This window comes from Pseudobacter sp. (genome assembly GCF_051955275.1).
In the GTDB taxonomy this organism is placed as follows: Bacteria; Bacteroidota; Bacteroidia; order Chitinophagales; family Chitinophagaceae; genus Pseudobacter.
The window spans coordinates 1-23,650 of sequence record NZ_JBQCGW010000309.1 but is presented as its reverse complement, the minus strand read 5'-3'; the positions used below and the strand labels follow the sequence as shown (position 1 = coordinate 23,650).

Below are 23,650 nucleotides of genomic sequence, written 5' to 3'. Positions count from 1 at the left end.
GATAAATAATGCGATCACGCAGAGGTGTAGAGTTGCTTTCATGATGGGGTATTTTTTGTGGTGACAGAATAAAAAAAAAGAGGTGCTCGCATTGACATTTTACTTACTAACGTCAATGTATAGTTGATTTATTTTTTTTACATTATTTTCCCTTTTGTTCCATTTGCCGGTTGGAAACAATGGGGTGGCTGCCGGTAATCATACCGGCTCTGAATGGTCATCAACTGAGGATATTCTGCGAAAAAAAGTGAAGCCTTGCAAAGGATGGATTGGAGTAGACAGGTGGACAGGAAATGGTAGAATGAAGGCTTTTTGAATGCCGCGTTTTCCGGGGGATATCAGGAAGGAAAAGAAGTATTGATAATGGTGTTGCCTGGTATTGGCAATTGATCAAATAGAGGAGGATAGCGCGTTTGAAGATATGATGCGATGCCGGTCTGTTGCTTCTTATAGTTTCTGTCAGGGTACGTGCTTCCAATACAAATGTACAAAATCCTATATTCAACAGTAAAAATACTGTGATTATTTAGGGTGATAAATGTCAATAAAAAAGGTGCTTCTAGCTGAAGCACCTTGTGTTTATATGAATCCTTCACTAACTACTTGTTGAGGTTCGGATTGTTCTGTTCTTCTGAAATAGGTATTGCGAAAATGTAATAAGGACTGTTGGGAACGAAAGGAGTTCCGTCTGCAAATTTCAATGCAGTATGATATTTGATATTCACTGATTTGGTGGATCCATCGGGAGTGGTTACCGTAACCGGAATATCGTTCCCTGCAACATCTACATAAGGCTTGCGCACAACAGCCTGTTGTGTACGGATGATATCCAGCAGCCCGAATCCTTCGCCCCATAATTCTTTCCTTCTTTCGATCAGGATCTCTTTGATGAGCTCGTCTTTTGTTGAGCCCAGGAATGGTGAGGCCCCACGCGCTGTGCGCAATTCATTGAGCGCATCGGCACCTTCTGCAAATTTATCGGCACGCGCCAGTCCTTCCGCCTTGATGAGCTGAGCTTCTGCAGTGCGGAACAATACCAGGTCTGCAGTCTGATCATCACGGAAACGGAATTTCTTGTATTGCAGGTAACCTTCACGGCCGGGATTGCCATCCCAGTTGAAGAGTGTTTTACGGATATCTCCGTCGTTGAACAACTCTTTGAAGAACGGATCAGCCATGAAGCTATAGTAATAAGAGGAGGCAGATGTTACATCCAGGAAATGGAAACTGTAGCTGCCATCGCTCTGGCTGGGGATCTCCGGATGGCCCCAGATCCATTCTGAGTTGCTTACGTTATTAAAACCGGTGGTGTAATCGGCCTGCGCCATGTAAGGATAACCTTTTTGTGCTTCAGTGGCTGCGTCAGCTGCCAGCTGCCATCTGCCTGAATAGAGGTAGGCGCGTGCGAGCAGTGCATATACCACGTTGGTGTTGATCTTGTATTTGGCATTGCGCTGATAACCTGCTACCAGGGGCAGTGCATCATTGAGGTCTTTATAGATCTGCGTGTAAATTTCTTTCAGCGTTGCCTTTGGATTGCCCACTGTAGTATCGCTGCTGGGAATAGTGTAGAGCGGTATTGTTTTAGTGAGCGAATCTTTCTGATAGGAATACTGGAAGAAAGAAACGAGAGTGGTGTAAAGATGTGCACGAAGCGCCAGCGCCTGGCCTTTCAATACGTTCTTTGCGGTGGCATCTCCCTCCACTTTATCTACATTGGCGATGATGATGTTCTGGTTGTTGATGATCTTGTACAACTGGTTCCACACGGCGCTTACACGGCTCTGTGTTTTGTCGTTGATCTGCGTGAAGCGATAGTTTGGTGCATAGCTGTATTTGGTAACGATGAGGTTCACATCATTGCCCATGGCGTCACTCACCAGTGTGAGGGTCTTGAAGCCGGGATTGCCGAAAATACCGCCATAGAAATCATCCATGGTTGAAGCCCAGGCTCCTTCATAAATGGCATTGAGGTTCGCCAGATTCTTCAGCACGATATCTCCCGATACGGCATTGGAAGGGGAGGTTTCCAGTTGTTTGTTGCAACCTGCCAGCCCGATGACCAGTGCCGCGATATATATGAGATGAAATGTCTTTTTCATGATTCAATTTTTTACTGTTAACATTATAATCCTACCTGCAGGCCAACAGAAATGGTTTTCATCTGCGGATACTGGTAATAGGTAGTTCCCTCGATGGATTGCTCGGGGTCCATTCCTTTATGTCCGTAGAACGTGAGCAGGTTCTCTCCGAGTGCATACACTTTCACGTTTTTCAGTCCAGCCCTGCGCGCCAGGTTGTTGGGCAGATTGTAACCGATCTGCGCTGATTTCAATCTTGCATAGGTAGCATCATAGAGCCAGCGGGTGGAGGTTTGGGTGAAGCTCAGGTCGTCTGTAGTGAACCTGGGAACGTTGGCATTCCTGTTATCGGGTGTCCATCTTTCAAGCAGTTCTGTGCTCCAGTTACGACCGGGGGCTACAGCACCCGACATGAGGGATACATAATCCAGGTCAAGTACCTTTCCGCCGAGGCTGTAGGCCAGTACAAAGGAGAGCTCAAATTCTTTGTAGCTCAGTGTGCTGGTGAAACCGCCGGTGAGATCGGGGAGGGAGGTGCCTGCGTTATAGAGGGTACCCTGACTGAAAGTGCTGGTGGTTTCTTTCTTGCCATCGGCTCCTGTCTTGTACCATTGCGGGTTTCCTGTGGTGGGATCAACACCAGCCCACTCGCGGATATAGAAATCGTAGATAGAGCCTCCAACAGCCAGGCGCTTGGTGCCGCTGATGATCTCTTTCTGTGGCAGTTCCAGGATCTCATTCTTGTTGTGCGCGAAGTTTACGCCAACCACCCATCTCCAGTCCTTATTGCTGACAGCCACTCCATTCAGCTCTACTTCAACACCGCTGTTGCGGAGCTTTCCGATATTGGCGCTGATGGAAGTGAAACCGGTGGAACCTGCCATCGGTCTGCCATAAAGCAGGTCCTTGCTGGTCCTGATATAATAGTTAACGGTACCGTATAAGCGATTTTTAAAGAAACCGAAATCTGCTCCTGTGTTCAGCACCAGGTTGCTTTCCCATTTGAGCTTGGGAGTAGGGAGCCTGGAGGTGATCACACCACCGTTGCCAAGGTTGTTCTTGATGGCAAAGAGCGCCAGGTAATTGTAATAACCGGAGAGGGCGTCGTTACCGGAAGAACCGTAGCTGGCCTTGAGTGTAAGGGAGCTGAGCCAGTTCACTGATTTAAGGAACTCCTCTTCAGACAAACGCCAGCTGGCGCCTGCAGACCAGAAGGTACCCCAGCGCGAGTCAGGAGAAAAGCGGCTGCTGCCGTCGCGGCGGATAGATGCCGTTGCGAAATATTTTCCGAGATAGTTGTACTGTGCCTGTCCGAAGTAGCTGAGTTTGGCGTATTCATCGGAGGTACCGGTGAAGTCGTTCAGCTGTGAAGCGGCAACGGGCTCATAGAGATCGGCCAGTGCAAATTTCTGTCTGCTGCCGCTGAGGTCGCCGGTCTCCAGTTTGTAGAACTCCTGTCCTGCCAGCAGGTTCAGGTGATGACCTGATTGCAGATTGATATCGTAGGTAGCGATATTGTTGAAGGTGAAGCTGAGGAAGCGCGTATTGCTTTTGCTCACCGTTCCTCCGATCTGGGCATCTTCACCTACCAGTGGGTTGGTGTAGAAATGTGAATTGGAGTTGATATAGTCCAGGTTAAAGCTGGTCTTTACTTTCAGGTTGTGTATGATCTCGGCTTCGAGGAAGGTTCTGGCTGATACGTTCTCGCGTGTGTAGCGTGATTTGTTCAGCGGCTGTGAACCGATGAGGTTGTAGCGTGGTAAAGCTGCATTGGGCCTGTATGCGCCGTAATCGTATTGAACTTCACCTGTGATCGGGTCCAGCTTGTAACTGCCATCAGCATTGCGCTGGTAGATGGGGTAAAAGCTGGGGATGGTTCTTCCGAACAGGACCACATTTGCCTGTTTGGAATCGGAGGAAGTGGGATAGTCCTGTTCAGTGGAGCTTGCGTTCAGGTTCAATCCTGCTTTCAGCCATTTTTTAGCCTGGATGGTGAGGTTGCTCCTGAAGTTATAGCGTTTGAAACCTGATCCCAGGTAAGCGCCTTCATTATTCGTATAACCGGTACCTATATAATAGGTGGTTCTGTCGGAACCGCCGCTGATATTCAGTTGTGCCTGTGTATATTTTGCGGGTTGCAGCATGGCTTCTTCCCAGTCGTCATTCCAGAGCGGGGTAGCGCCTGCCACCAGTTTACCGTCTGTGCCAACGGGTTTGGGAAATGCGGAGCCGTAAGGGTTGATGGCAAGATCCGTAACCAGGCGGTCAGAAGCTGTTTGTGCAGCCTGTGCTGCTGTCTGGCCGTTGCTGAGGGCTTTATTGCGGAGGGCTTCCCAGTAGAGTTCAAAGTATTGGTTGGTGCCGATCTTGTCGTAGTCTTTCGTTGCGCGGCTGCTCCATCCCTGGTTGACCGTTGCATTTACGGCAATGTCTTCTCCTTTTCTTCCCTGTTTGGTGGTGATGATGATCACGCCGTTGGCGGCGCGTGATCCGTAAAGGTTGGCGGCAGCGGCATCTTTCAGGATGCTCACGGAGGCGATATCTGCGGGATCGAGTGCATTGATGTCGCCATCATAAGGGGCACCGTCGATCACAAAGAGCGGTGCGCTGGAAGCATTGATAGAACCTACGCCCCGGATGCGGATGGCGGAACTATTACCAGGCTGTCCGTTTGCGGAAGTGGTCTGTATACCCGGCGCAAGCCCCTGCAGGGCATTGGTGAGGTTGGGAGTGAGCCTGTTGTTGAGTTTGTCTGAACTGATCACGCTGACAGCTCCCGGATATCCCGAGCGCTTTACAGTGGTATAGGCAACGGCCACCACTTCTTCGAGGGTGGAGTTGGAAGCCTTCAGTAAAACGGTGATATTGTTATCAGATTTTACATCCACTTCAATGGTCTCCCTTCCAACAAAGGAGATGGAGAGCACTCCTTTTCCTTCAGGTAATTCCAGCTGGAATTTCCCCTGCGCATCAGTGGTGGTGATACCGGAGGTTTTACCCAGCGTAATGGTTGCCCCTTCGAGGGGTTGTTTGCTTTCAGCAGTCATCACAACACCCTGGAGGGTCCTTTTTTGTGCATATAGCCCGATGCTGACGAGTAGGGCCAGCAGGAGCGTTACATTTTTTTTAAACATGTGTATGTAGAATTAATAGTAGACATGATAATCCCTTTCCGGTGTTATGCCTTTTTTATGCATATCAGCGGTTGTGCAATCCCGTTAGGGATGCGTCAGTTTTTTACTTAGTGTTTTATTGAGATGGGTGGTAACCTATCCCATACAGCAGCAACAACAACGGTATTGCATGCTCAGGGGTGTTGTGCAAATTGAGGGCAGCGGGAAAAAAACATGTTTCATTTCAGTGTGACTTTTAAATAGACAACAATCAGCCAGAAAACGATGCAATGGAAAGTAAACAGATATGCAGGAGTATTCAACTACCTCATCTTTCTCCTTTTCAGGAGCAGGAATCAGCACCTTATACTATGGGTTTGTACAGGTTGCCAAGACGTCAAAGGGCCTTTCCCTCGGTCTGTTCTGGATAAGTTGTTGTGAAAGAACTGTTGTTTGAGGATGCAAATATAGAAAGCATAAGTTAGTCTACCAAAAAAGTAGGGTAATGTTTGCCTGAAAGATTTTTGAGTGGTCATATTCAATGATCGCAGTGTTGAAATGCGGTGCTGAATTGAACAAACTTATCTGGTAAAGGTTGCGGAGTAAGCGTAAAGGATTTTATGAATTGGTGTGAACTGCCCGCTGAAAGCCTTGCCGGGCCTGATACGTCGATGATGGATGTACCCTCCATTCTGCAATTTTAAATTCAATTATTTCATTTTCCTTATTTTTAGGGCCCTAACAATGACTAGTAAACTGCACCCTGAAGAAGAATTGCTCCTGCAAAGAGTAGCTGATGGCGATGAGATCGCTTTCCGCGAATTGTATGACCGTTACAGGGAGAAAATATATTCATTCGCTGTTCAATTGACAAAGTCGGAAGACAAAGCGGATGAAATAGTGCAGGAAGTTTTCATGAAGTTATGGGCCAATCGCAACTCGCTCCAACATGTTCAGCACTTCAGTGGCTGGCTTCACCGGATAGCACGGAATCTTTTTATAGACGCGTTGAGGAAAATTGCCCGGGAACAGGTTGCCCGGAAGGAACTGCTATATCTCAAACAGGACAGTACGGCTGTTTCTCCTGACCTGTTGCAGAACAAAGAGCTTGCAAATGCCCTGCAACAGGCGTTAGGTAAGCTCTCACCTCAGCAGCGGACCATTTTTGAAATGAGCAGGATACAGGGGATGAAGCGGGATGAGATCGCCAGGGAACTGAAACTTTCTGAAAATACGGTGAAAGTGCATCTTACCCGTGCATTGAATTCCATCAGGGAATATCTCAGCACTTATCATCACTCCGGCCTGTTGGTGCTGTTACTGATGTTCCTGGCAGAAAAAAATATCCAATAAATTTTATGGATCCGGTAATACCAGTTGGAATTACCATCGTCTTATCATGGTCCGGTAGACTCCGGGCCAATTAATCACTGATTTTCTTACCATGAAAGAAGACGAAAAGTTGCTGGGGTCGCTCATCAGAAAATACATTGATGGAACTGCCTCCGGCGAGGAGGTGCACCAGTTGATGGTATGGATCGACAGTAAGGAGGGAGCTGGAATGGACGAGGTTCTCGAAGCCTGTTTCGAAGAGGAGGAAATTGTGTATCTCCAGCGGGAAGGAAAGGCTGAAGAGATCTTTCAGGCCATTGTCCGTTCGGGAAAAGCAACAGTTGTTGCAGGCCCGCTGAAGCGGAAAAGGTGGCTGCACTATGCAGCTGCGGCATCCATCGGTCTGCTGATACTGGCAGGTATCGGTATCTATGAAATGAGCAACCGGCAGGATAAGCCGCTGGTAATAACCCCGGAGGTACAGGATATGATGCCCGGCCGGGCTGGCGCTGTGCTCACGCTCGCAAATGGCAAGCAGATCATACTTGATGATTCATCCACGGGACCTGTGACCATTGAAGGGAATGTAACTATCCGGAAAGATGGCACCACGCTGCGTTACGTGCAACCTGATCCCGGAGTGGGTGGAAATATCATCAATACTATTCGTACACCTGTGGGACGGGATTATTCGCTGGTGCTTGCTGATGGAAGTATGGTATGGCTGAATGCGGGGTCTTCTATCCGGTTCCCTGTTGGATTTTCCGGAAAAACCCGCTCTGTAGAGATCACAGGTGAAGCGTATTTTGAAGTGGCGAAGAATGCCGCCAAACCTTTTGAGGTCTCAGTTGGTGATATGAAGGTGGAAGTTTTGGGCACCAATTTCAATATCAATGCTTACAAAGAGGAAAAGAGCATCAGTACAACATTGCTTGAAGGCTCTGTGAGGGTGGTAAGCGGTAAACAGAAACTATTGCTGAAGCCGGGTCAGCGCGCCAGGCTGATCAGGGCAAACAGGGAAGATGTAAATGCTGAAAATAAGCTGGTGCTTGAAAATACCCAGGACCCTGTGCAAACAGTTTCGTGGAAAAACGGAGCTTTCACCTTCCATGAAACAGACCCCATCATAGTACTGAGGCAACTGGCCCGATGGTATGATGTGGAACTCGAATTTCCACAAGGCATCCCCACGGAAAGGATCAGTGGAAAGATGGGAAAGAATCTCAAATTATCTGAAGCCTTGTTCATATTGAAAGCCCTGGGCATTCGTGCAGAGTTGCAAAACCGGAAACTGGTGATAACTCAATAACGCCGCGGCCTGCTGAAACAGAATTCTTCACTTAAACTCATTCCGATGATCACTTAGTACCGGTGAGGATCAGCCTTAACAGAAACCGCCACGTGGTCTAGACGCGGCGGCAGGTGTTGCGGGCTAATCCCTAATCAATTATTCCGAGAGAATACAGCTTATTTATTAACCCGAACACTGCAAAAGTATGCAAAATGGCGCGCTTTTCCGGCCATCTGCTGTTGGTGCAATTACTGCTTATGCACCACGCAGATCAAGGCTGGCAACCAAAACGATCATGGTTATGAAATTAACTTTGATACTCCTGACTGTAGCCCTGCTCTCTGCCCACGGAAAGGGAGTTTCTCAAACTATCACTTATTCCGGCCGGAATGTGCCACTGGAGAAAATACTTCAGGAAGTGGAAAAACAGACAGGCTATCTGACTATCTACAATTCCAATCTGCTGAACAATGCAAAACCGGTTAACATTCATAAAAAGAATGTTCCGTTGAATACATTCATGCAGGAACTGCTCAAAGACTTGCCCGTTAATTTCTATATCCGGCAGAATACGATAGTGCTGGAAAAGAAGACCGAAAATGAAAAAGACCCATCTCTTCCTTTTGTGGACCTGCTTCAGTTGCTTTCACGCGATGAAGTAAACAGGGTGGTCACCGGCGAAGTGACAGGCCCCAATAACCAGCCGCTGGTAGGAGCCACCATCAGAATGAAAAGATCCGGAGTATCCGTGGTCAGCGATGAAAAAGGCCGATTTGAGATCGGCGCCGTAAAAGGCGATGTACTGGTGATCTCCTATGTGGGTTATATCCAGCAGGAGATAACAGTGAATGATGAAGGATCGCTTCGGATAATTATGCAACCGCGCATAACCATATCCGATACTATCGTGATCAGCACAGGATACCAGCAAATAAAGCCCGAACGTTACGTTGGGTCAGTGATCACCGTAGACAGTGCATTGTTCCACCGTCAGGTGGGGGCTACGCTGTTCAACAGGTTGAACGGCATTACCAACGGACTCCTTTTTTACAGAGACCTGGGAACGCCGCAGATAGAACTGAGAGGACCCAGCAATTTTGGCGGACAATCAGTTGACAAGAACGGGCTCATGAAGATGAACCCGCTGATCATTCTTGACAATTTCCCGTTTGTAGGAGATATCAATAATATTAATCCGAACGATATACAAAATGTTACCATATTGAAGGATGCGGCTGCCACTTCTATATGGGGCTCCAGGGCAGGCAATGGGGTGATCGTTATCACCACCAAGAAGGCGTCCCTCAACAAGCCACTGACCGTAAACTTCAATAGCAGCATCATTTTTCAGGAAGTACCGGATGTATATTATTTCCCCCGGATATCCAGTGCAGATGCCATTGCCATTGAAGAAGATAAATTCAGCAGGGGGTATTTCGATGGCATACTCAATACGATTTATGCTTTCACACTTACCCCTGCGGCGGAGATCATGGACAAGCGGAGAAAAGGCCTGATCTCACCTGAAGAAGCGGAAGAGCAACTGAACAGCTTGCGTAATCATGATCTGCGCAGCGACCGGGAAAAATATTATTTCAGGTCTACTGTGAACAGGGACCATTTCCTGACTGTCAGCGGATCCGGTAACCTGGTAGGGTTCAAGCTTTCTCTCGGGTCCAATGCCTCACAGTTTCAGTACCGTGGCGACAATGGTACCGTGAGGCATACAGTATCTACCAATCTGGTAATGAAACCAACAAATGGAGTGGAGATCTTCGCCGATATGAACTATGCTTATGGAAAAGACAGGTTTCCCGGTCCGGGCGGAAACGGATCGCTTGCGTACGACAGACTGGCTGATGAAGAGGGCAATCATCTGCCTATATATACCACCTACCGGAAATCTTTTCTGGATACGGTAGGGGGTGGTCGCCTTCTCAACTGGGTGGAAGTACCGTTGGATGAATTGAACAGGATGAACTCCACCCAGGTCAGTAATGGCATACAGATAGGGATGGGCACAAAGATAAAAGTGACCAGCTGGCTTTCAGCCGGGATCAATTACCAGTATTCCAACACCATCAACAGGACCAGGACGCTGGATGATTTGAATACCTATTCCACCCGTGACCTGATCAACAGGTACACTGATCCCAATACCTATGTCAGCGCTATCCCTATGGGTGGAATCCTGGAACTGGATAATTCCTTCCTGAAAGGCCAGCAGATCCGTGGCATGCTGAACTTTGCCAGGAGGGCTGGCGAACATGATCTGGATGCTCTTGTAAGTGCGGAAGCCAGTTCCGTGAACCGGACAAAAGATCTCTACCGAGTGTACGGTTATGATGAGGCCAACCTTACCTACAATAACAGAATGGATTTTCGAAGCTACTTCCCGTTATACCTTGGAGGGACCAGTACCATCCAACCCAATCAGCGTATGGAAGCAGGAACGGACAGGAGTGTTTCGCTCGCAGCCAATTTATCCTATACTTACCGGAGCAGGTATAATTTATATGCAAGCGCAAGAAGGGATGGAGCAAATATTTTCGGGATCAAGACCAACAACAAATGGAAGCCTTTCTGGTCAGTAGGCGCAAGATGGAATATCAGCGAGGAGGCATTTTACCGGTTGAGCTGGCTGCCTTCCCTTGTTGCCAAGGTTACCTACGGATTTTCAGGTAATGCCAGCAGTGATGTTCCTGCTTTTGCCACCATCAGTTACAACAGCTCGAATATGTACGGTAACCCTTACGCCTATGTATCCACGCCACCCAACCCTGACCTGCGTTGGGAAAAAGTAGGTCAGCTTAATCTGCTGCTGCAGTTCAGTCTGTTCAAGACCGGAAGGATCAACGGATCAGTTGAGTGGTACAGGAAAGTGGCTACGGATTTGCTGGCGGATGTAAAAGTGGACCCAACCACCGGACTGCAGGGCGTTACCAAGAATTCAGGTATCATCACCAGCAAGGGCGTGGAGCTAACCCTGAACTCACGAAATATTGTATCCAGGAATTTCAAATGGAATTCCACTTTCAACTTCACCACCCTGAAAACGGTAGTTACAAAATACCTCCTTGATCAACGTGCACTGGTGGGCGCACCGGGTTTCATCCGTGGTCAGATCATGGTGCCCCTTTATGCCTATGAATGGGCCGGCCTTGACCCCGACAATGGTGATCCAAGAGGATATTTAAATAAAGAGATCAGCAAAGACTATCTGCAGATTACCCAGGACTCCGCACAGCACCAGGTATTTGTTGGCAGCTCCACGCCACGTTATTTCGGCAATATCATGAATAGTTTTTCATACCGCAGTTTTACACTTGCTTTCAACATCATGTACAAGGGAGGTTACTATTACAGGAAGCCTACCATTTCCTATGCCAGGTTAACCAATTATCATGCGGATTACCTCCAAAGATGGAAGGCTCCGGGGGATGAGCAATTCACTAATATCCCTTCATTCGATTACAGTGGAAATTATTACAGGGAAACATTCTTTGCCAATTCCACCGTGAATGTAGTCAGAGCGGATCATGTATTCATCGATAATGTGAGTCTGAGTTATCATTGGGTGAATAAGCTGCCGGCGAAATTATCGATAAAGAGTTTTGACCTGGATATCTATGCAAGCAGATTGAATCTCCTTCTGTACACTGCTTCCGGACTGGGCAAAATACCGGACTATGGATTCACGCAGAGTGATAACCTGCCGGGCAGGCAATGGTCTGCAAGGCTTTCCCTCAATTTTTAAATCATTTTCATAATCAGTTCTTATGAATTGTTATACCCGTTCAAAGGCATTGATATTTCTTGTTACAATTCTGTTATTGAACATTTCGTGCAGCAAATACCTGGATGTGAAATCTGATCAATCCAGGTCTGCCATTTCTTCCCTGAAAGACCTTCAGGCGATCCTCAACAACAGTTATCTCTGGGGCATCTGCGGCGCTATGTCTAATGATGCCGGTGACGAGTATTATATTAGTGAAGGCAGATATCCCAATCTCTGGGGTGGTCAGCAGGAAGTGTATACATGGGAAGATCCCGGCGTAACAATTGACTGGGCGAATAACTTTCAAAGGATCTATCCCTTCAATGTTGTATTACAGGAACTTGACAAGGTAAAAGGCGGCTCCCAGCAAGAGCGTGATCAGATCAAAGCGCAGGCCTTATGCCATCGGGCATTCTTCTTTTTTGACCTTGCGCAGGTTTACTGCCCACCTTATCACACTACTACTGTTTCCCTACCCGGACTTCCTTTGCGGATGGTTGCAGATGTGGAAGCCACTACACCAAGATCCACGGTGGGAGAGACTTACGAGAGGATCATCACTGACCTGAAAGAAGCAGCCGATAAGTTGTCTGTGGGAAGGCCAACCCCTGATAAGATCGATAAGACAACGGCATTGGGAATGCTTGCCCGTGCTTACCTGGCTATGGGAGATTACCCCAATGCAGGTATATATGCTGATAAATACCTCGCTATCAAATCAACCCTGGTTGATTACAATACGGTAGATAAAGTTATGCGTGCTCCTTTCGGTGTCTCCAATCCGGAGATCGCTCATTATGTACTGAAAGAAAGCATTGCCTGTTATCCTGAAACCTATGTGGATTCTACGCTCTATGATTCTTATGAAGATGGTGATCTGAGGAAACCGATCTTTTTTGAAGAGAATCCTGATGGAACACACCGGTTCAAGGGCAGTTATGCGTTCGAGGATTTTTCTCATTATGCAGGTGTTGCCACCGATGAAATGTATCTCATCCGTGCAGAATGTTATGCGCGTGCCGGCAAAGCATTCGAAGCTATGCAGGATCTGAATAGCCTGATGGAAAAAAGATGGGATGCTGCAACCTTCACTCCCTTTATGGCCACAGATGCCACGGCAGCGCTTCAGCTCATTTTGCAGGAGCGCCGCAAAGAACTGATATTCCGCGGAACGCGCTGGTCTGACCTGCGCAGGCTCAATCTTGAAGGTGCCAATATCACACTTACAAGAAAAATAAACAACAGGACCTACACTTTGCCTCCAAACGATTACCGTTGGGTATTCCTCGTGCCGCTGGAAGTTATGAATATGAACAGCTGGCCGCAGAACCCCAGATAGTCATTTAATTCACCATATAATAAACGCGATTTATGAAAAGCAAGTTCCTTGTATTGGGAGCGATACTGATTGCATGTCTGTACACGAACGCCCAACAATCATTAACTGAAGTAGATGCAGGAAGCATGATGCCCGATATTGAGCTCGGTACTGTGCTCAACCACAAAGGAGAAGCGTACAATGGCATTACCGGAAAAACAAAGATCTCCGATCTGAAAGGCAAATTGCTCATTCTCGATTTCTGGACTACCAATTGTTCCGCCTGTATCGAAGGGTTTCCGCATGGAGCTGAATTACAGAAAAAGTTCGGCGACAAAATCCAGTTCCTGCTGGTGAATGCGGATGAGTCGCCTGAATCCATCAAAAAGTGGCTTGAGATTTTGAAAAAGAACAAAGGCCATGATGAAACAGTACCATCCTCCTTACCTATGGTGATCAATCCCGTATTCAAAAAACTCTTTCCTTCACGTGGAGAGATCGGTTATCATGTCTGGATCGATGGGAAAGGGATGATCCGTTTGAGGGGCATCAATCAAAACACTCATTCAAAGAAGATAGAAGAATTGCTGGCAGGAAAGGAGATCAGTTTTGTTCCTGACAATGCACGCCTGTACAAGCCTGAAGTGGCCTATGCCGTTTCTGCCAATGCAAATGGCGGGAAGTCTGTAAAATTCAATTCCAACTTCAGTGTATTTGATCCCAATATTGCCAGTGCCTACGGAACCGGTGTTACGAATGAGATCGACAGCATTGCCGGCACACGCCGCAATAGCACGATCAATATTGATGCCGCCGAGATCTACTGGTATTTTCTGCGGGATACTTTTAAGGGCAACAAGAAGATCATTGCCGGCAAAAATATAGTAGTGGATATGCCTGATCCTTCCATACTCGGTGTTTATCCTCCTTACTATAACGGGGAGATCACAGATGAAACCTACAGGAAAACGAAGTACTCTTATGAACAGATCGTTCCGTTAAGTGTATCAGAAGCTGACCAGAGAAAGATGGCGCTGGAAGACCTGAACAAGTATTTCAGCACTGTAGCCGGGTTCGCAGGTGCTATAGAAAAAAGGTCTGTTCCCTGCCTGAAAATAGTACGTACGTCAACTGTAGACAAACTGAAGGATACCAATAAATACAAACAGGTAACTATGATTGAAGGAAAGGCATTCGTAAGATATGAGGGTCCTGCTCATGAAGTATTCTACAATTTCTTATGGAATACTACTTCGCACCGGGGAGCTTTTGCCAACAAACTGATAGTGGATGAAACGCAGTATGATGGAACAGTCAATATCAGGCTCCCTTACTGTAATTCAGCAGAAGAATACAGAGCCGCTCTGAGAAAATATGATCTCGACATTGTGCCCGGGGTAGCTACTGTTGAAGTACTGGTTTTGAAAGGAAATAAAACGGAAAGGACTTTCTTCTGAATGTAATTAACGGTTAAGCCTGCCTGTTATGATGGTTATGCCGGGGTTCGCCGGAGCCCTGGCTTTTTATAGCCTGGTCAGTTTTATTGATTCTTCCCATTTCCTGATCGCTTCAGTAAAGAAAGCATTTACAACAGGCTTCTTGCCATTCACGAAAACTTTGAATTGTGATTTATCTTTTCTTGTGACCAGCAGATACGGGCAGTTGGAAGAAGGGACGTTGGTAGTGGAGTCAATTGAGAGTATATCATCATAATAAGCGAAGATGATCTCGTTCTTCGAGCTGTCTTTTTTATCGATCCAGTATTTGGCGATTCGTTTGTTGGTAAAGAAATTTCCGGCGTTTTTGAATTTGTAATTGGAGTAGAATTTTATGATCTGTTCCTGGTCCTGCAACAACCCGAGACTGCGGATATACGCTGTTTCTTTATCCTGCAGTTCATTGCCTGATTTTATTTTATTGCAGGCGATGAATGCCACTGCGATCAGGAGGATGGTGGGTTTGTTGATCATGGTGATAGGTTGTTCGGGTTATGGCTAAGCTGTCACTACGATAAACGCTCTGCTTACCGGTTTATGATCTTCATTTTATCAAAGATTTCCAAAATATTGATTGCCTTCAAAACATACAACCTCTTCATCCCACATTATCAAATCTTTCACAACAAAAAAGCCGCCCCATTCCGGAGCGGCTTCCCTTATAATACTATTAAACTATTAAAGGTGGATGGCTTCGCCATAAGCAACTTCAATGGCATCTTTCACGCTCTCGCTGATTGTCGGGTGAGGGTGGATGCTGTTGAGTACTTCATGATAAGTGGTTTCCAGTTTACGGCCTACCACGGTTTCGATGATCATTTCAGTTACGTTGTAACCGATCATATGGGTACCCAGCCACTCGCCGTATTTGGCATCGAAGATCACTTTTACGAAACCTTCAGTATGACCGGCAGCAGAAGCTTTACCGGAAGCGCTGAGCGGGAATTTACCCACTTTGATCTCGTATCCGGCTTCTTTGGCCTGCTTTTCCGTGTAACCCACTGATGCGATCTCAGGAGTGCAATAGGTACAACCGGGAACGTTGTTATAATCGATAGCCTCAGGCTGGTGATTGTATTTCTTCTCGTTGTATGCGATGTTCTCCACACAGATGATACCTTCTTTGGATGCTACGTGTGCGAGGGCCTGACCAGGAGCGCAGTCACCGATAGCATAGAAACCGGCTACATTGGTCTGGTAGAATTTATCAACGGCAACACGGCCTTTATCGGTTTTGATACCGAGTGTTTCCAGACCAATGTTCTCGATATTGGCTGTAACGCCTACAGCGCTGAGCAGCACGTCTGCTTCCAGCACCACTTCGCCATTGGCGGTCTTTACTTTCGCTTTCACGCCATTGCCGGAAGTGTCCACGGAGGTCACTTCTGCATTGGTCATTACGTCGATACCCTGTTTCTTGAAGTTTTTTTCCAGTTCTTTCGATACATCTTCATCTTCCACCGGAACAATGCGTGGGAGGAATTCCACGATGGTAACCTTGGTTCCTAGTGCATTGTAGAAATAACCGAACTCAACGCCGATAGCGCCGGAACCTACCACGATGATGCTCTTTGGCTGCGCGGGCAGGCTCATGGCTTCGCGGTAGCCGATGATCTTCTTGCCATCCTGTTTCAGGGCTGGCAGTTCGCGGCTGCGGCCGCCGGTTGCTATGATGATATGTTTTCCTTCAACGATCTGTTTTTTGCCATCGGCAGCAGTTACTTCCACCTGGCCTTTCGCTTTCAGCACACCGTTACCCATGATAACGTCGATCTTGTTCTTCTTCATGAGGAACTGAACGCCTTTGCTCATCTTATCGGCAACACCACGGCTGCGTTTGATCACAGCGGCAAAATCGTGCTGACCGGTAGCTTCAATACCAAAATCCTTCGCATGCTTGATATATTCCATTACCGAAGCACTTTTCAGGAGGGCCTTGGTAGGGATGCAACCCCAGTTGAGGCAGATACCACCCAGGCTTTCCCTTTCAACGATAGCGGTCTTTAATCCTAACTGAGATGCACGAATAGCCGCCACATATCCACCAGGGCCGCTACCGATAACAATTACGTCGTATGCCATATTCGGTTCGAGATTTTATATAATGATGATTTCAGATTCGTTTGATAAGCGCCTGTTCCTCACGGGCAGCTGCTTCCTTACGACCCGCGAAACTAGGCCAAAAAGCCAGAAAAGCCAAAAAACGCCGGATGAGGGAATTTTGTTTCATCCGGGCCATAAAAAAGATACGGCCTGCTTAAAAACAACTGGCATCCGGTAAAGTTTCCGGATTTATTATAATTGTGAAAGCGCAGCACAGTTTTGCATGGCGCATATTTGCTAACTTGGTTGTCCAAGCTCAGCAATTATGAAAAAATTCTTCCGGTATTTCGGCTATCTCATCCTGTTGATACTGGTGGTATTTTCAGGATATGCGTTTATCAGCGGTAAGACCTACCTCTTCAAGGCAGTGTATTACAACTTCGCTGGTATCGATGATTATGAAATATTCAGCAACAATACCATTACCACCGGTGAACACCAGCCCTGGCCGGTGTCTTCCGTATACAATCAACCGAAATTGCCTGACACCCTGCGGCAATTGCTGGAAAAGATAGAAACCATCGCAGTAGTGGCGGTGAAAAGTGATTCCCTGCTGTACGAAGAATACTGGGACGGATATTCCGATTCTTCCTGGTCCGGCTCTTTTTCCATGGCCAAAAGCTTTACCAGCCTGCTGATGGGAGCTGCATTGAAAGACAGTTCCATCTCTTCTCTGGAGGATCCCGTAAGCAAGTATCTCCCTGAGTTCAAAGAAGGGGAGAAGGCCAAAATAAAACTGGGTCACCTGCTCTCCATGAGCAGTGGTACAGACTGGAGGGAGACCTATTCCGATCCGCTCTCTGTTACCACAGAGCTTTATTATGGTTCCGATGCCTATGCTACCGCCACTAAGGTAAAAGTGGTGGACGAGCCGGGCACCTTGCACCGCTATAAATCAGGCGATACCCAGCTGCTCGGCCTGGTGATTGAAAAAGCCACAGGAAAAAGTCTCAGTGCCTATGCCGCTGAAAAACTCTGGCATCCGGTGGGGGCCGAGCAACCTGCCCTCTGGAGCACCGACCATACGGGTGGACATGTGAAGGCTTACTGCTGTTTCAATTCCAACGCCCGGGATTTTGCCCGCTTTGGCCAACTGATGCTCGACAGCGGCCGCTGGAAGGGTAAGGAGATCATCAGCCCGGACTATTTTGCCGCATCCGTTGCTCCCTGCATGATCAAAGACGAATCGGGCAATCCCACCGATTACTATGGCTACCAATGGTGGCTTTACCCCGGTAACGAAAAAATAATCTATGCCCGGGGTATCCTGGGGCAGTATATTATCGTTATTCCTTCCAGAGACCTGGTATTGGTAAGGCTGGGCAAAAAGAGAGGGGAGCGGGACCCGGCCACGCATAGCCTGGAAGAAGTGGGCGCATTGATACGCTGGGGCTTAGCATTGTGAACAAATCCCTTTTACCTTTGTTGTTTGGTACATCAACGATTATGAAATTAGATATACTCGCCATCGGCGTGCACCCTGACGATGTGGAGCTTGGATGCTCCGGAACCCTCATCAACGAGATTAAAAATGGCAAAAAAGCAGGGATCCTGGATCTCACGCAAGGGGAGTTGGGAACCCGCGGCACTATCGAAACCCGGTATGCCGAGGCTGCCAGAGCGGCTGAGATTATCGGCGTTCATGTCAGGGAAAACCTGAAAATGCGCGACGGTTTCTTCCGCAATGATGAAGAACACCAGCTTCAACTGATCTCCGCCATCCGTAAATACCAGCCTGATATCATCCTGGCCAATGCGCTGGACGACCGCCATCCCGACCATGGCAGGGCAGGGCACCTTATTTCTGACGCCTGTTTCCTCAGTGGACTGGTAAAAATTGAGACGAGGGACGAAAACGGTAATATTCAACCCAAATGGCGCCCCAAATACGTTTTGCATTATATGCAGGACTGGTATCATGAGCCGATGCTGCTCATCGATATCAGCGATGTGTTTGAGCAACGTATGAAAGCTGTTGAAGCTTATACCACACAATTCTACACAAATATGTCGGGAGAGGATGGTCCTCAGACATATATCTCCACTCCTGATTTTCTTGACAGTATTATTGCACGCGCCCGGATGCTCGGAAAGCGAATTGGCGTGAAATATGCAGAAGGCTTTGTAAGCGAAAAAAAGATAGGGATCCGCAACCTGGATGCCCTCATCGCTGTGGAAACTTAATTAGCAGAGTTTTAAGGGTTTTCTGACAAGCTAATGCTAACTTTGCGCCTTTATTAATGATATAGTCCGGTATACAATGGCAACACCTAAATTTGCGAACGTTCCTCATTCTTTTCACTCAGAACTGAAGCGCAGGATCAGCGAACACTTCCAGCAGATTGGAAAATCACAGACTGGTAACAGTACTCTTTTCTCCAAGGCAGTGATCCTTGGCGTAGGATTTCTCGCTGTTTACATTCACCTGGTATTTTTCACGCCGGGCCTTTTCTTCCAGATTGTTGAGAGTGTGCTCCTGGGTGGATTTGTTGCCGCTATCGGTTTCAACGTGATGCACGACGGCGCACACGGAAGTTTCAGCAAATACAAATGGGTGAACACCTTCGCCTCTTTCTCCCTCAATATCCTCGGTGGCAGCAGCTTCATGTGGAACGTAAAGCATAACGTGATCCACCATGCGTACACCAATGTGGATGGTGTGGATGACGATATCGATATCCAGCCCTGGATGCGCATGAGCTCCACGCAGAAAAAATACAGGCTTCACAAATATCAGCATATCTACTTCTGGTTCCTGTACTCCCTGTTGTACATCTTATGGATCTTTGTACTGGACTATCAGAAATATTTCAAGAGCAAGATCGGCAGCATGCCGCTGAAAAAAATGAAACTCTCTGATCACGTAGTGTTCTGGAGCTTCAAGGTGCTGAACCTTTTCCTGTTCATTGGCCTGCCAATTTACACCATGGGCTTTACCAGCTGGCTGATCAGTTTCCTCATCTTTACCATTGTTGCAGGACTGGTACTGAGCCTGGTGTTCCAACTGGCACATACGGTAGAGCATACAGCCTTCCCGATGCCTGATGAGGTGACCGGTAAACTCGAAGACGAGTGGGCTGTTCACCAGATCAAGACTACTGCCAACTTCGCCACCAACAACAAAGTGGTATGCTGGCTGGTAGGTGGATTGAATTTCCAGATCGAGCACCATCTTTTCCCCAAAATATCACACGTTCACTATCCGGCCATCAGCAAGATCATCCGGAAAACCTGCCAGGAATATGGCATCAACTACATCGAGTATCCCCGGGTTCGTTATGCGGTGGCCTCTCACGTAGCCTTCCTGAAGCAGATGGGCTCAGCAGCGTAGCCGCAGCATTTTAACAACGGAATTCTCTGCATTTTTATACCTTTGCACCCTCAAAAGTCAAAGCAAGAATCATCATGTCTAAAGTAAAAGTAGGGCTGGTGCAAATGACCTGCACGGCCAGTAAAGAAGAGAACCTTCAGAAAGCGGTAGCTAAAGTAAAAGAAGCTGCCGACAAAGGCGCGCAGATCGTATGCCTTCAGGAACTGTTCACTTCACTGTACTTCTGTGATGTGGAGGATTATGAAAATTTCAAACTGGCGGAGCCCATCCCCGGGCCTTCCACTGAAACCCTTCAGACCGTAGCGGCTGAGAAAGGTGTGGTGATCATCGCTTCCCTCTTTGAAAAGAGAACACAGGGGCTCTACCACAATACAACAGCTGTGATAGACGCAGACGGTAAATACCTGGGTAAGTACCGCAAGATGCATATCCCTGATGATCCGGCTTACTACGAAAAATTCTATTTCACACCCGGCGACCTCGGGTATAAAGTGTTCGATACAAAATTTGCCAAAATAGGCGTGCTCATCTGCTGGGACCAATGGTATCCTGAAGCAAGCCGCATCACTGCCCTCATGGGTGCTGAGATCCTGTTCTATCCCACCGCTATCGGCTGGGCCACTTCGCAGGACGAAGCCACCAATAATGAGCAGTACAATGCCTGGCAGACCATCCAGCGCAGCCATGCCGTTGCCAACGGCGTGCATGTGGTGAGCGTGAACAGGGTAGGACTGGAACAGAATGGCGCCATGCAATTCTGGGGCGGTTCCTTTGTGGCCAATCCTTTCGGCAACCTGGTTTACCTGGCCTCGCACGACAAAGAGGAAGTGCATGTGCAGGAGCTGGACATTGCCCTGAGCGACCGTTACCGTACACACTGGCCATTCCTGCGCGACAGGAGGATCGACTCTTACCAGCCGATCACCAAACGCTTTATCGACGAAGACTAGTTCCATCATCATCGCAGTATAAAAAACACCTTCATGGAATCAACCACTCCCGGACAACTGGGCTATGTGTTCCCGGCTGAATTTGCGCCGCATACCGCCACCTGGCTCAGCTGGCCGCATAAGGAAGCAAGCTGGCCTGGTAAAATAGACAGCATCTATCCCTACTACAGTGAGTTCGTAAAAGAGCTCGCACTGAGTGAGAAGGTAAGGATCAATGTGGTGGACGAAGCCATGCAGGCCTTTGCAACAACGCATCTGCAGCACGCAAAAGTGGACATGGGCCAGGTGGAATTCTTCCTGCATCCCACCAATGATGCCTGGTGCCGCGATCACGGTCCGGCCTTCCTCATCAATCCCAATGCTGAACACAAGAAGGTAGTGGTTGACTGGGGATACAATGCCTGGGGTGGAAAATATCCTCCCTTCGACCTGGATGATGTGATCCCAACGCTGATCGCTAAACGCTATAACCTTCCTGTATACTATCCCGGTATCGTAATGGAAGGTGGTTCCGTTGAGTTCAACGGAAAGGGCAGTCTGCTTACCTCTACGGCCTGTCTGCTCAACCCCAACCGTAACCCGCATCTCAACCAGGACCAGATCGAGCATTACCTGCGCCAGTACTATGGTGTGGAGCAGATCCTCTGGGTGGATGAAGGTATTGTAGGTGACGATACTGATGGCCATATCGATGATACCATCCGCTTTGTGAATGAAGACACCGTACTGACCGTAGTTGAAAGTAATAAGCAGGATGAGAATTACGAACTGTTACAACATAACCTGCGCCAGCTGAAACAAATGAGACTACTGAGTGGCAAACAACTCAATATCGTTGAGTTGCCGATGCCTGCTGCGGTTGATTTTGAAGACCAGCGACTGCCGGCTTCTTACGCTAACTTCTATATCGCTAATAAATCCGTGATCGTTCCAACCTACAGGTGCGATGCTGATGATGTTGCGTTACAGACAATTCAGCAATGTTTCCCTGACAGGAAAGTGGTGGGGATAGATAGCACGGAGATTATTTGGGGACTGGGAAGTTTCCATTGTCTGAGCCAGCAGGAGCCGGCGGTTTAATGTAGTTTTATTCTGAAGGAAGCGAATCCAGGGCTTCCTGGAACTGAACTTTAAGGACAGGCAGATCGTTTAAAGCGATCTCCCAAACAAGATGGAAGTTCACTGCGAAATACTCATGAATTGAGATGTTTCTGAATCCTCTGATCGGTTTCCATGCAATTTCAGAATGCGAGCCTTTGAATTCTGTTGTAAGGGTATTGCATGCCTCTCCAATAATTTCTATTTGCTTGATAGTGGCAAATCTCTTTTCAGAATTTCTTAAAAATTCATCGTAAGATACTCCGGCAAGATATTTCTCAATTTCTGTGATGCTTCCAGAATATGAATAATCCTGGTTTTGTTAGTGATTTGCCCTTTCATAGATAAGTATCTTGTCTTTGTCAATAAAGGGTTTGATATGCCGCGAGAGCCCCTCGGTAGTTACAAGATCTACTTTTTTATGTAATAAATCTTCGAGGTCGGATTGGTAAATGAAGAACTTCATTCCAATAGGCTGTGAATGATCAAGCTCAACCAGATAGCGAGGGACTGGAACGTTGCTGCATCAGGATCCGGATATGTGACCAGGTTTGCAGTGGAAGCAGATTTTCTGAAGAAATACCAGGTGCAGAATGTAGGAGGCCCAATCCACGACGAGCTCTGGGTTCCCGCAGAAGAACTTGAAGCGTTCAACTCCAATATCGTGGGAAAGATCGAAGTGATCCGTGAATTCCGCTAAGACCTTTTGGCAATAAAAAATACTTCATTACCCAGCCTCGGTTTGATTGAGTTGTAGCATGGCTCCATCTTTATCAGATCGAGGCTTGTTTTAAACAGCGGAATATAATCCTCCATATGCCCGCCATAGGGTGGTGCTGCATCAAAATCCCTGTTGAACAACACACCTGCAATGGTTCCGCCCGGAGCCAGCAATGTTGATACCTTTTTTACATACTGCTCTCTCATAACCGGAGGAAAAACACAGAAGAAAGTCTGTTCCAGGATCAGATCAAAAGATCCTTCCAGGTCAAAGAAATCACCAGTGATTACCGTGAGCGTTTTCCCCAGGTATTCCTGAAGCTTTTCAGAGATGTTTTTTGTAAGGACCGGAGAAATATCAATTACGGTCACCTGCTGAAATCCTTGCTGCAACAGATACTCCGCTTCATAACCATTGCCGCAACCGGGAATGAGAATGCGGATATTCTTATCGGTCAGCTGATCGATAAAAGTCTTCAGCGGCGTTGATGGTGCCCCGATATCCCAGCCTGGCTTATGATGCAGGTATTGATCATCCCAGAATGCTGCATCGAAGATTTGATCCGTCATTATCTATTGTTTGTTCCTGTTTCGTAATTCTCCCAGCAGCACAGCTATTTCACTGGCGTGTTTATCCAGCTCTTTCAGTTTGATCTCTTTTCCGTTCACTGTGAAGGAAGCGATCGTTTCGCCATTTTTAGTAAGGCTGAACTGATCACCTGATGGTGTTTTCAGTGCAATGGTATTGCTGTCTGCGCTGGAGTAAGTCCAGACGGAGTCTGTATTTTTATCGCTGATCGCTTCTTTCAATTCTTTCGGAAGTGGAGTATCCCTGTTGAAATAGAAAATAGATGCAATCACTATTACCAGGAAGAGTATAGCGGCCCAAACCCGCAGGGGACGGCCTTCTGCTTTTTTATTGGATATGTTCTTGTTCTGGCTGGTGGCCATCGTTGCTCGATATTTGTTTAACAGTAAATCTACAGCATCTGAGCGGTATTGACCAAAATCAATATAATTCAGATGGGAAAAGGGTTTG

Annotated in this window: 18 protein-coding genes and 1 riboswitch; of the genes, 11 read left to right on the top strand and 7 right to left on the bottom strand. The window is 47.4% G+C overall.

Annotated elements, in window-relative coordinates; translation table 11 throughout:
- Positions 1 to 599: 599 nt before the first annotated feature.
- Positions 600 to 2,102 (bottom strand): RagB/SusD family nutrient uptake outer membrane protein, encoded by a 1,503-nt coding sequence (locus ACTHMC_RS27720; RefSeq protein ID WP_440418327.1) that lies wholly within the window; start codon positions 2,100 to 2,102, stop codon positions 600 to 602.
- A gap of 23 nt (positions 2,103 to 2,125) precedes the next feature.
- Positions 2,126 to 5,215, bottom strand: a complete 3,090-nt coding sequence (locus ACTHMC_RS27715) for a SusC/RagA family TonB-linked outer membrane protein (protein WP_440418326.1) — start codon at positions 5,213 to 5,215, stop codon at positions 2,126 to 2,128.
- Positions 5,216 to 5,519: 304 nt separating this feature from the next.
- Positions 5,520 to 5,628, bottom strand: a riboswitch (SAM riboswitch).
- A 310-nt stretch (positions 5,629 to 5,938) separates the two neighbouring features.
- On the opposite strand from ACTHMC_RS27715, the gene ACTHMC_RS27710 reads away from it, so the two are divergent.
- From ACTHMC_RS27710 to ACTHMC_RS27690, 5 genes are all read left to right on the top strand, one after another.
- The gene (locus tag ACTHMC_RS27710; protein ID WP_440418325.1) at positions 5,939 to 6,547 is read left to right on the top strand and encodes an RNA polymerase sigma factor; all 609 of its coding nucleotides are present in this window, start codon (positions 5,939 to 5,941) and stop codon (positions 6,545 to 6,547) included.
- A gap of 91 nt (positions 6,548 to 6,638) precedes the next feature.
- Positions 6,639 to 7,835, top strand: a complete 1,197-nt coding sequence (locus ACTHMC_RS27705) for a FecR family protein (protein WP_440418324.1) — start codon at positions 6,639 to 6,641, stop codon at positions 7,833 to 7,835.
- Positions 7,836 to 8,118: 283 nt separating this feature from the next.
- Positions 8,119 to 11,574: a SusC/RagA family TonB-linked outer membrane protein gene (locus ACTHMC_RS27700; RefSeq protein WP_440418323.1), complete on the top strand. Its 3,456-nt coding sequence runs from the start codon at positions 8,119 to 8,121 to the stop codon at positions 11,572 to 11,574.
- Positions 11,575 to 11,680: 106 nt separating this feature from the next.
- Positions 11,681 to 12,934 (top strand): RagB/SusD family nutrient uptake outer membrane protein, encoded by a 1,254-nt coding sequence (locus tag ACTHMC_RS27695; RefSeq protein ID WP_440418322.1) that lies wholly within the window; start codon positions 11,681 to 11,683, stop codon positions 12,932 to 12,934.
- 32 nt (positions 12,935 to 12,966) lie between these two features.
- Entirely contained in the window at positions 12,967 to 14,370 is a 1,404-nt protein-coding gene (locus ACTHMC_RS27690; protein WP_440418321.1) for a TlpA family protein disulfide reductase, read from the top strand.
- A 66-nt stretch (positions 14,371 to 14,436) separates the two neighbouring features.
- Here ACTHMC_RS27690 and ACTHMC_RS27685 read toward each other — a convergent pair whose 3' ends face one another.
- Positions 14,437 to 14,883 (bottom strand): hypothetical protein, encoded by a 447-nt coding sequence (locus ACTHMC_RS27685; protein WP_440418320.1) that lies wholly within the window; start codon positions 14,881 to 14,883, stop codon positions 14,437 to 14,439.
- 204 nt (positions 14,884 to 15,087) lie between these two features.
- Positions 15,088 to 16,491, bottom strand: coding sequence for a dihydrolipoyl dehydrogenase (gene lpdA, locus ACTHMC_RS27680; RefSeq protein WP_440418319.1), 1,404 nt, complete (start codon positions 16,489 to 16,491; stop codon positions 15,088 to 15,090).
- A 286-nt stretch (positions 16,492 to 16,777) separates the two neighbouring features.
- Here lpdA and ACTHMC_RS27675 point away from each other — a divergent pair, with 286 nt between their 5' ends.
- From ACTHMC_RS27675 to ACTHMC_RS27655, 5 genes are all read left to right on the top strand, one after another.
- Positions 16,778 to 17,917: a serine hydrolase domain-containing protein gene (locus ACTHMC_RS27675; protein WP_440418318.1), complete on the top strand. Its 1,140-nt coding sequence runs from the start codon at positions 16,778 to 16,780 to the stop codon at positions 17,915 to 17,917.
- Between the two features lie 41 nt (positions 17,918 to 17,958).
- Positions 17,959 to 18,696 (top strand): bacillithiol biosynthesis deacetylase BshB1, encoded by a 738-nt coding sequence (gene bshB1 / locus ACTHMC_RS27670; protein WP_440418317.1) that lies wholly within the window; start codon positions 17,959 to 17,961, stop codon positions 18,694 to 18,696.
- A gap of 76 nt (positions 18,697 to 18,772) precedes the next feature.
- Positions 18,773 to 19,843, top strand: a complete 1,071-nt coding sequence (locus ACTHMC_RS27665; protein ID WP_440418316.1) for a fatty acid desaturase family protein — start codon at positions 18,773 to 18,775, stop codon at positions 19,841 to 19,843.
- Positions 19,844 to 19,917: 74 nt separating this feature from the next.
- Positions 19,918 to 20,793: a carbon-nitrogen hydrolase gene (locus ACTHMC_RS27660; protein ID WP_440418315.1), complete on the top strand. Its 876-nt coding sequence runs from the start codon at positions 19,918 to 19,920 to the stop codon at positions 20,791 to 20,793.
- Between the two features lie 33 nt (positions 20,794 to 20,826).
- Positions 20,827 to 21,873 (top strand): agmatine deiminase family protein, encoded by a 1,047-nt coding sequence (locus tag ACTHMC_RS27655; protein ID WP_440418314.1) that lies wholly within the window; start codon positions 20,827 to 20,829, stop codon positions 21,871 to 21,873.
- A gap of 7 nt (positions 21,874 to 21,880) precedes the next feature.
- Here the strand turns inward: ACTHMC_RS27655 and ACTHMC_RS27650 are convergent, their stop codons facing one another.
- Positions 21,881 to 22,174 carry a HepT-like ribonuclease domain-containing protein gene (locus ACTHMC_RS27650; RefSeq protein ID WP_440418328.1) on the bottom strand — a complete coding sequence of 98 codons (294 nt, stop codon included), beginning with the start codon at positions 22,172 to 22,174 and terminating at the stop codon, positions 21,881 to 21,883.
- A 198-nt stretch (positions 22,175 to 22,372) separates the two neighbouring features.
- Between ACTHMC_RS27650 and ACTHMC_RS27645 the strand changes: the two genes are divergently transcribed.
- Positions 22,373 to 22,591 carry a hypothetical protein gene (locus ACTHMC_RS27645; RefSeq protein WP_440418313.1) on the top strand — a complete coding sequence of 73 codons (219 nt, stop codon included), beginning with the start codon at positions 22,373 to 22,375 and terminating at the stop codon, positions 22,589 to 22,591.
- Here ACTHMC_RS27645 and ACTHMC_RS27640 read toward each other — a convergent pair.
- Positions 22,588 to 23,181, bottom strand: coding sequence for a methyltransferase domain-containing protein (locus ACTHMC_RS27640; RefSeq protein WP_440418312.1), 594 nt, complete (start codon positions 23,179 to 23,181; stop codon positions 22,588 to 22,590). The genes ACTHMC_RS27645 and ACTHMC_RS27640 overlap by 4 nt on opposite strands.
- 3 nt (positions 23,182 to 23,184) lie before the next feature.
- The coding region (locus ACTHMC_RS27635; RefSeq protein ID WP_440418311.1) for a hypothetical protein at positions 23,185 to 23,650 on the bottom strand (466 nt) is incomplete at its 5' end.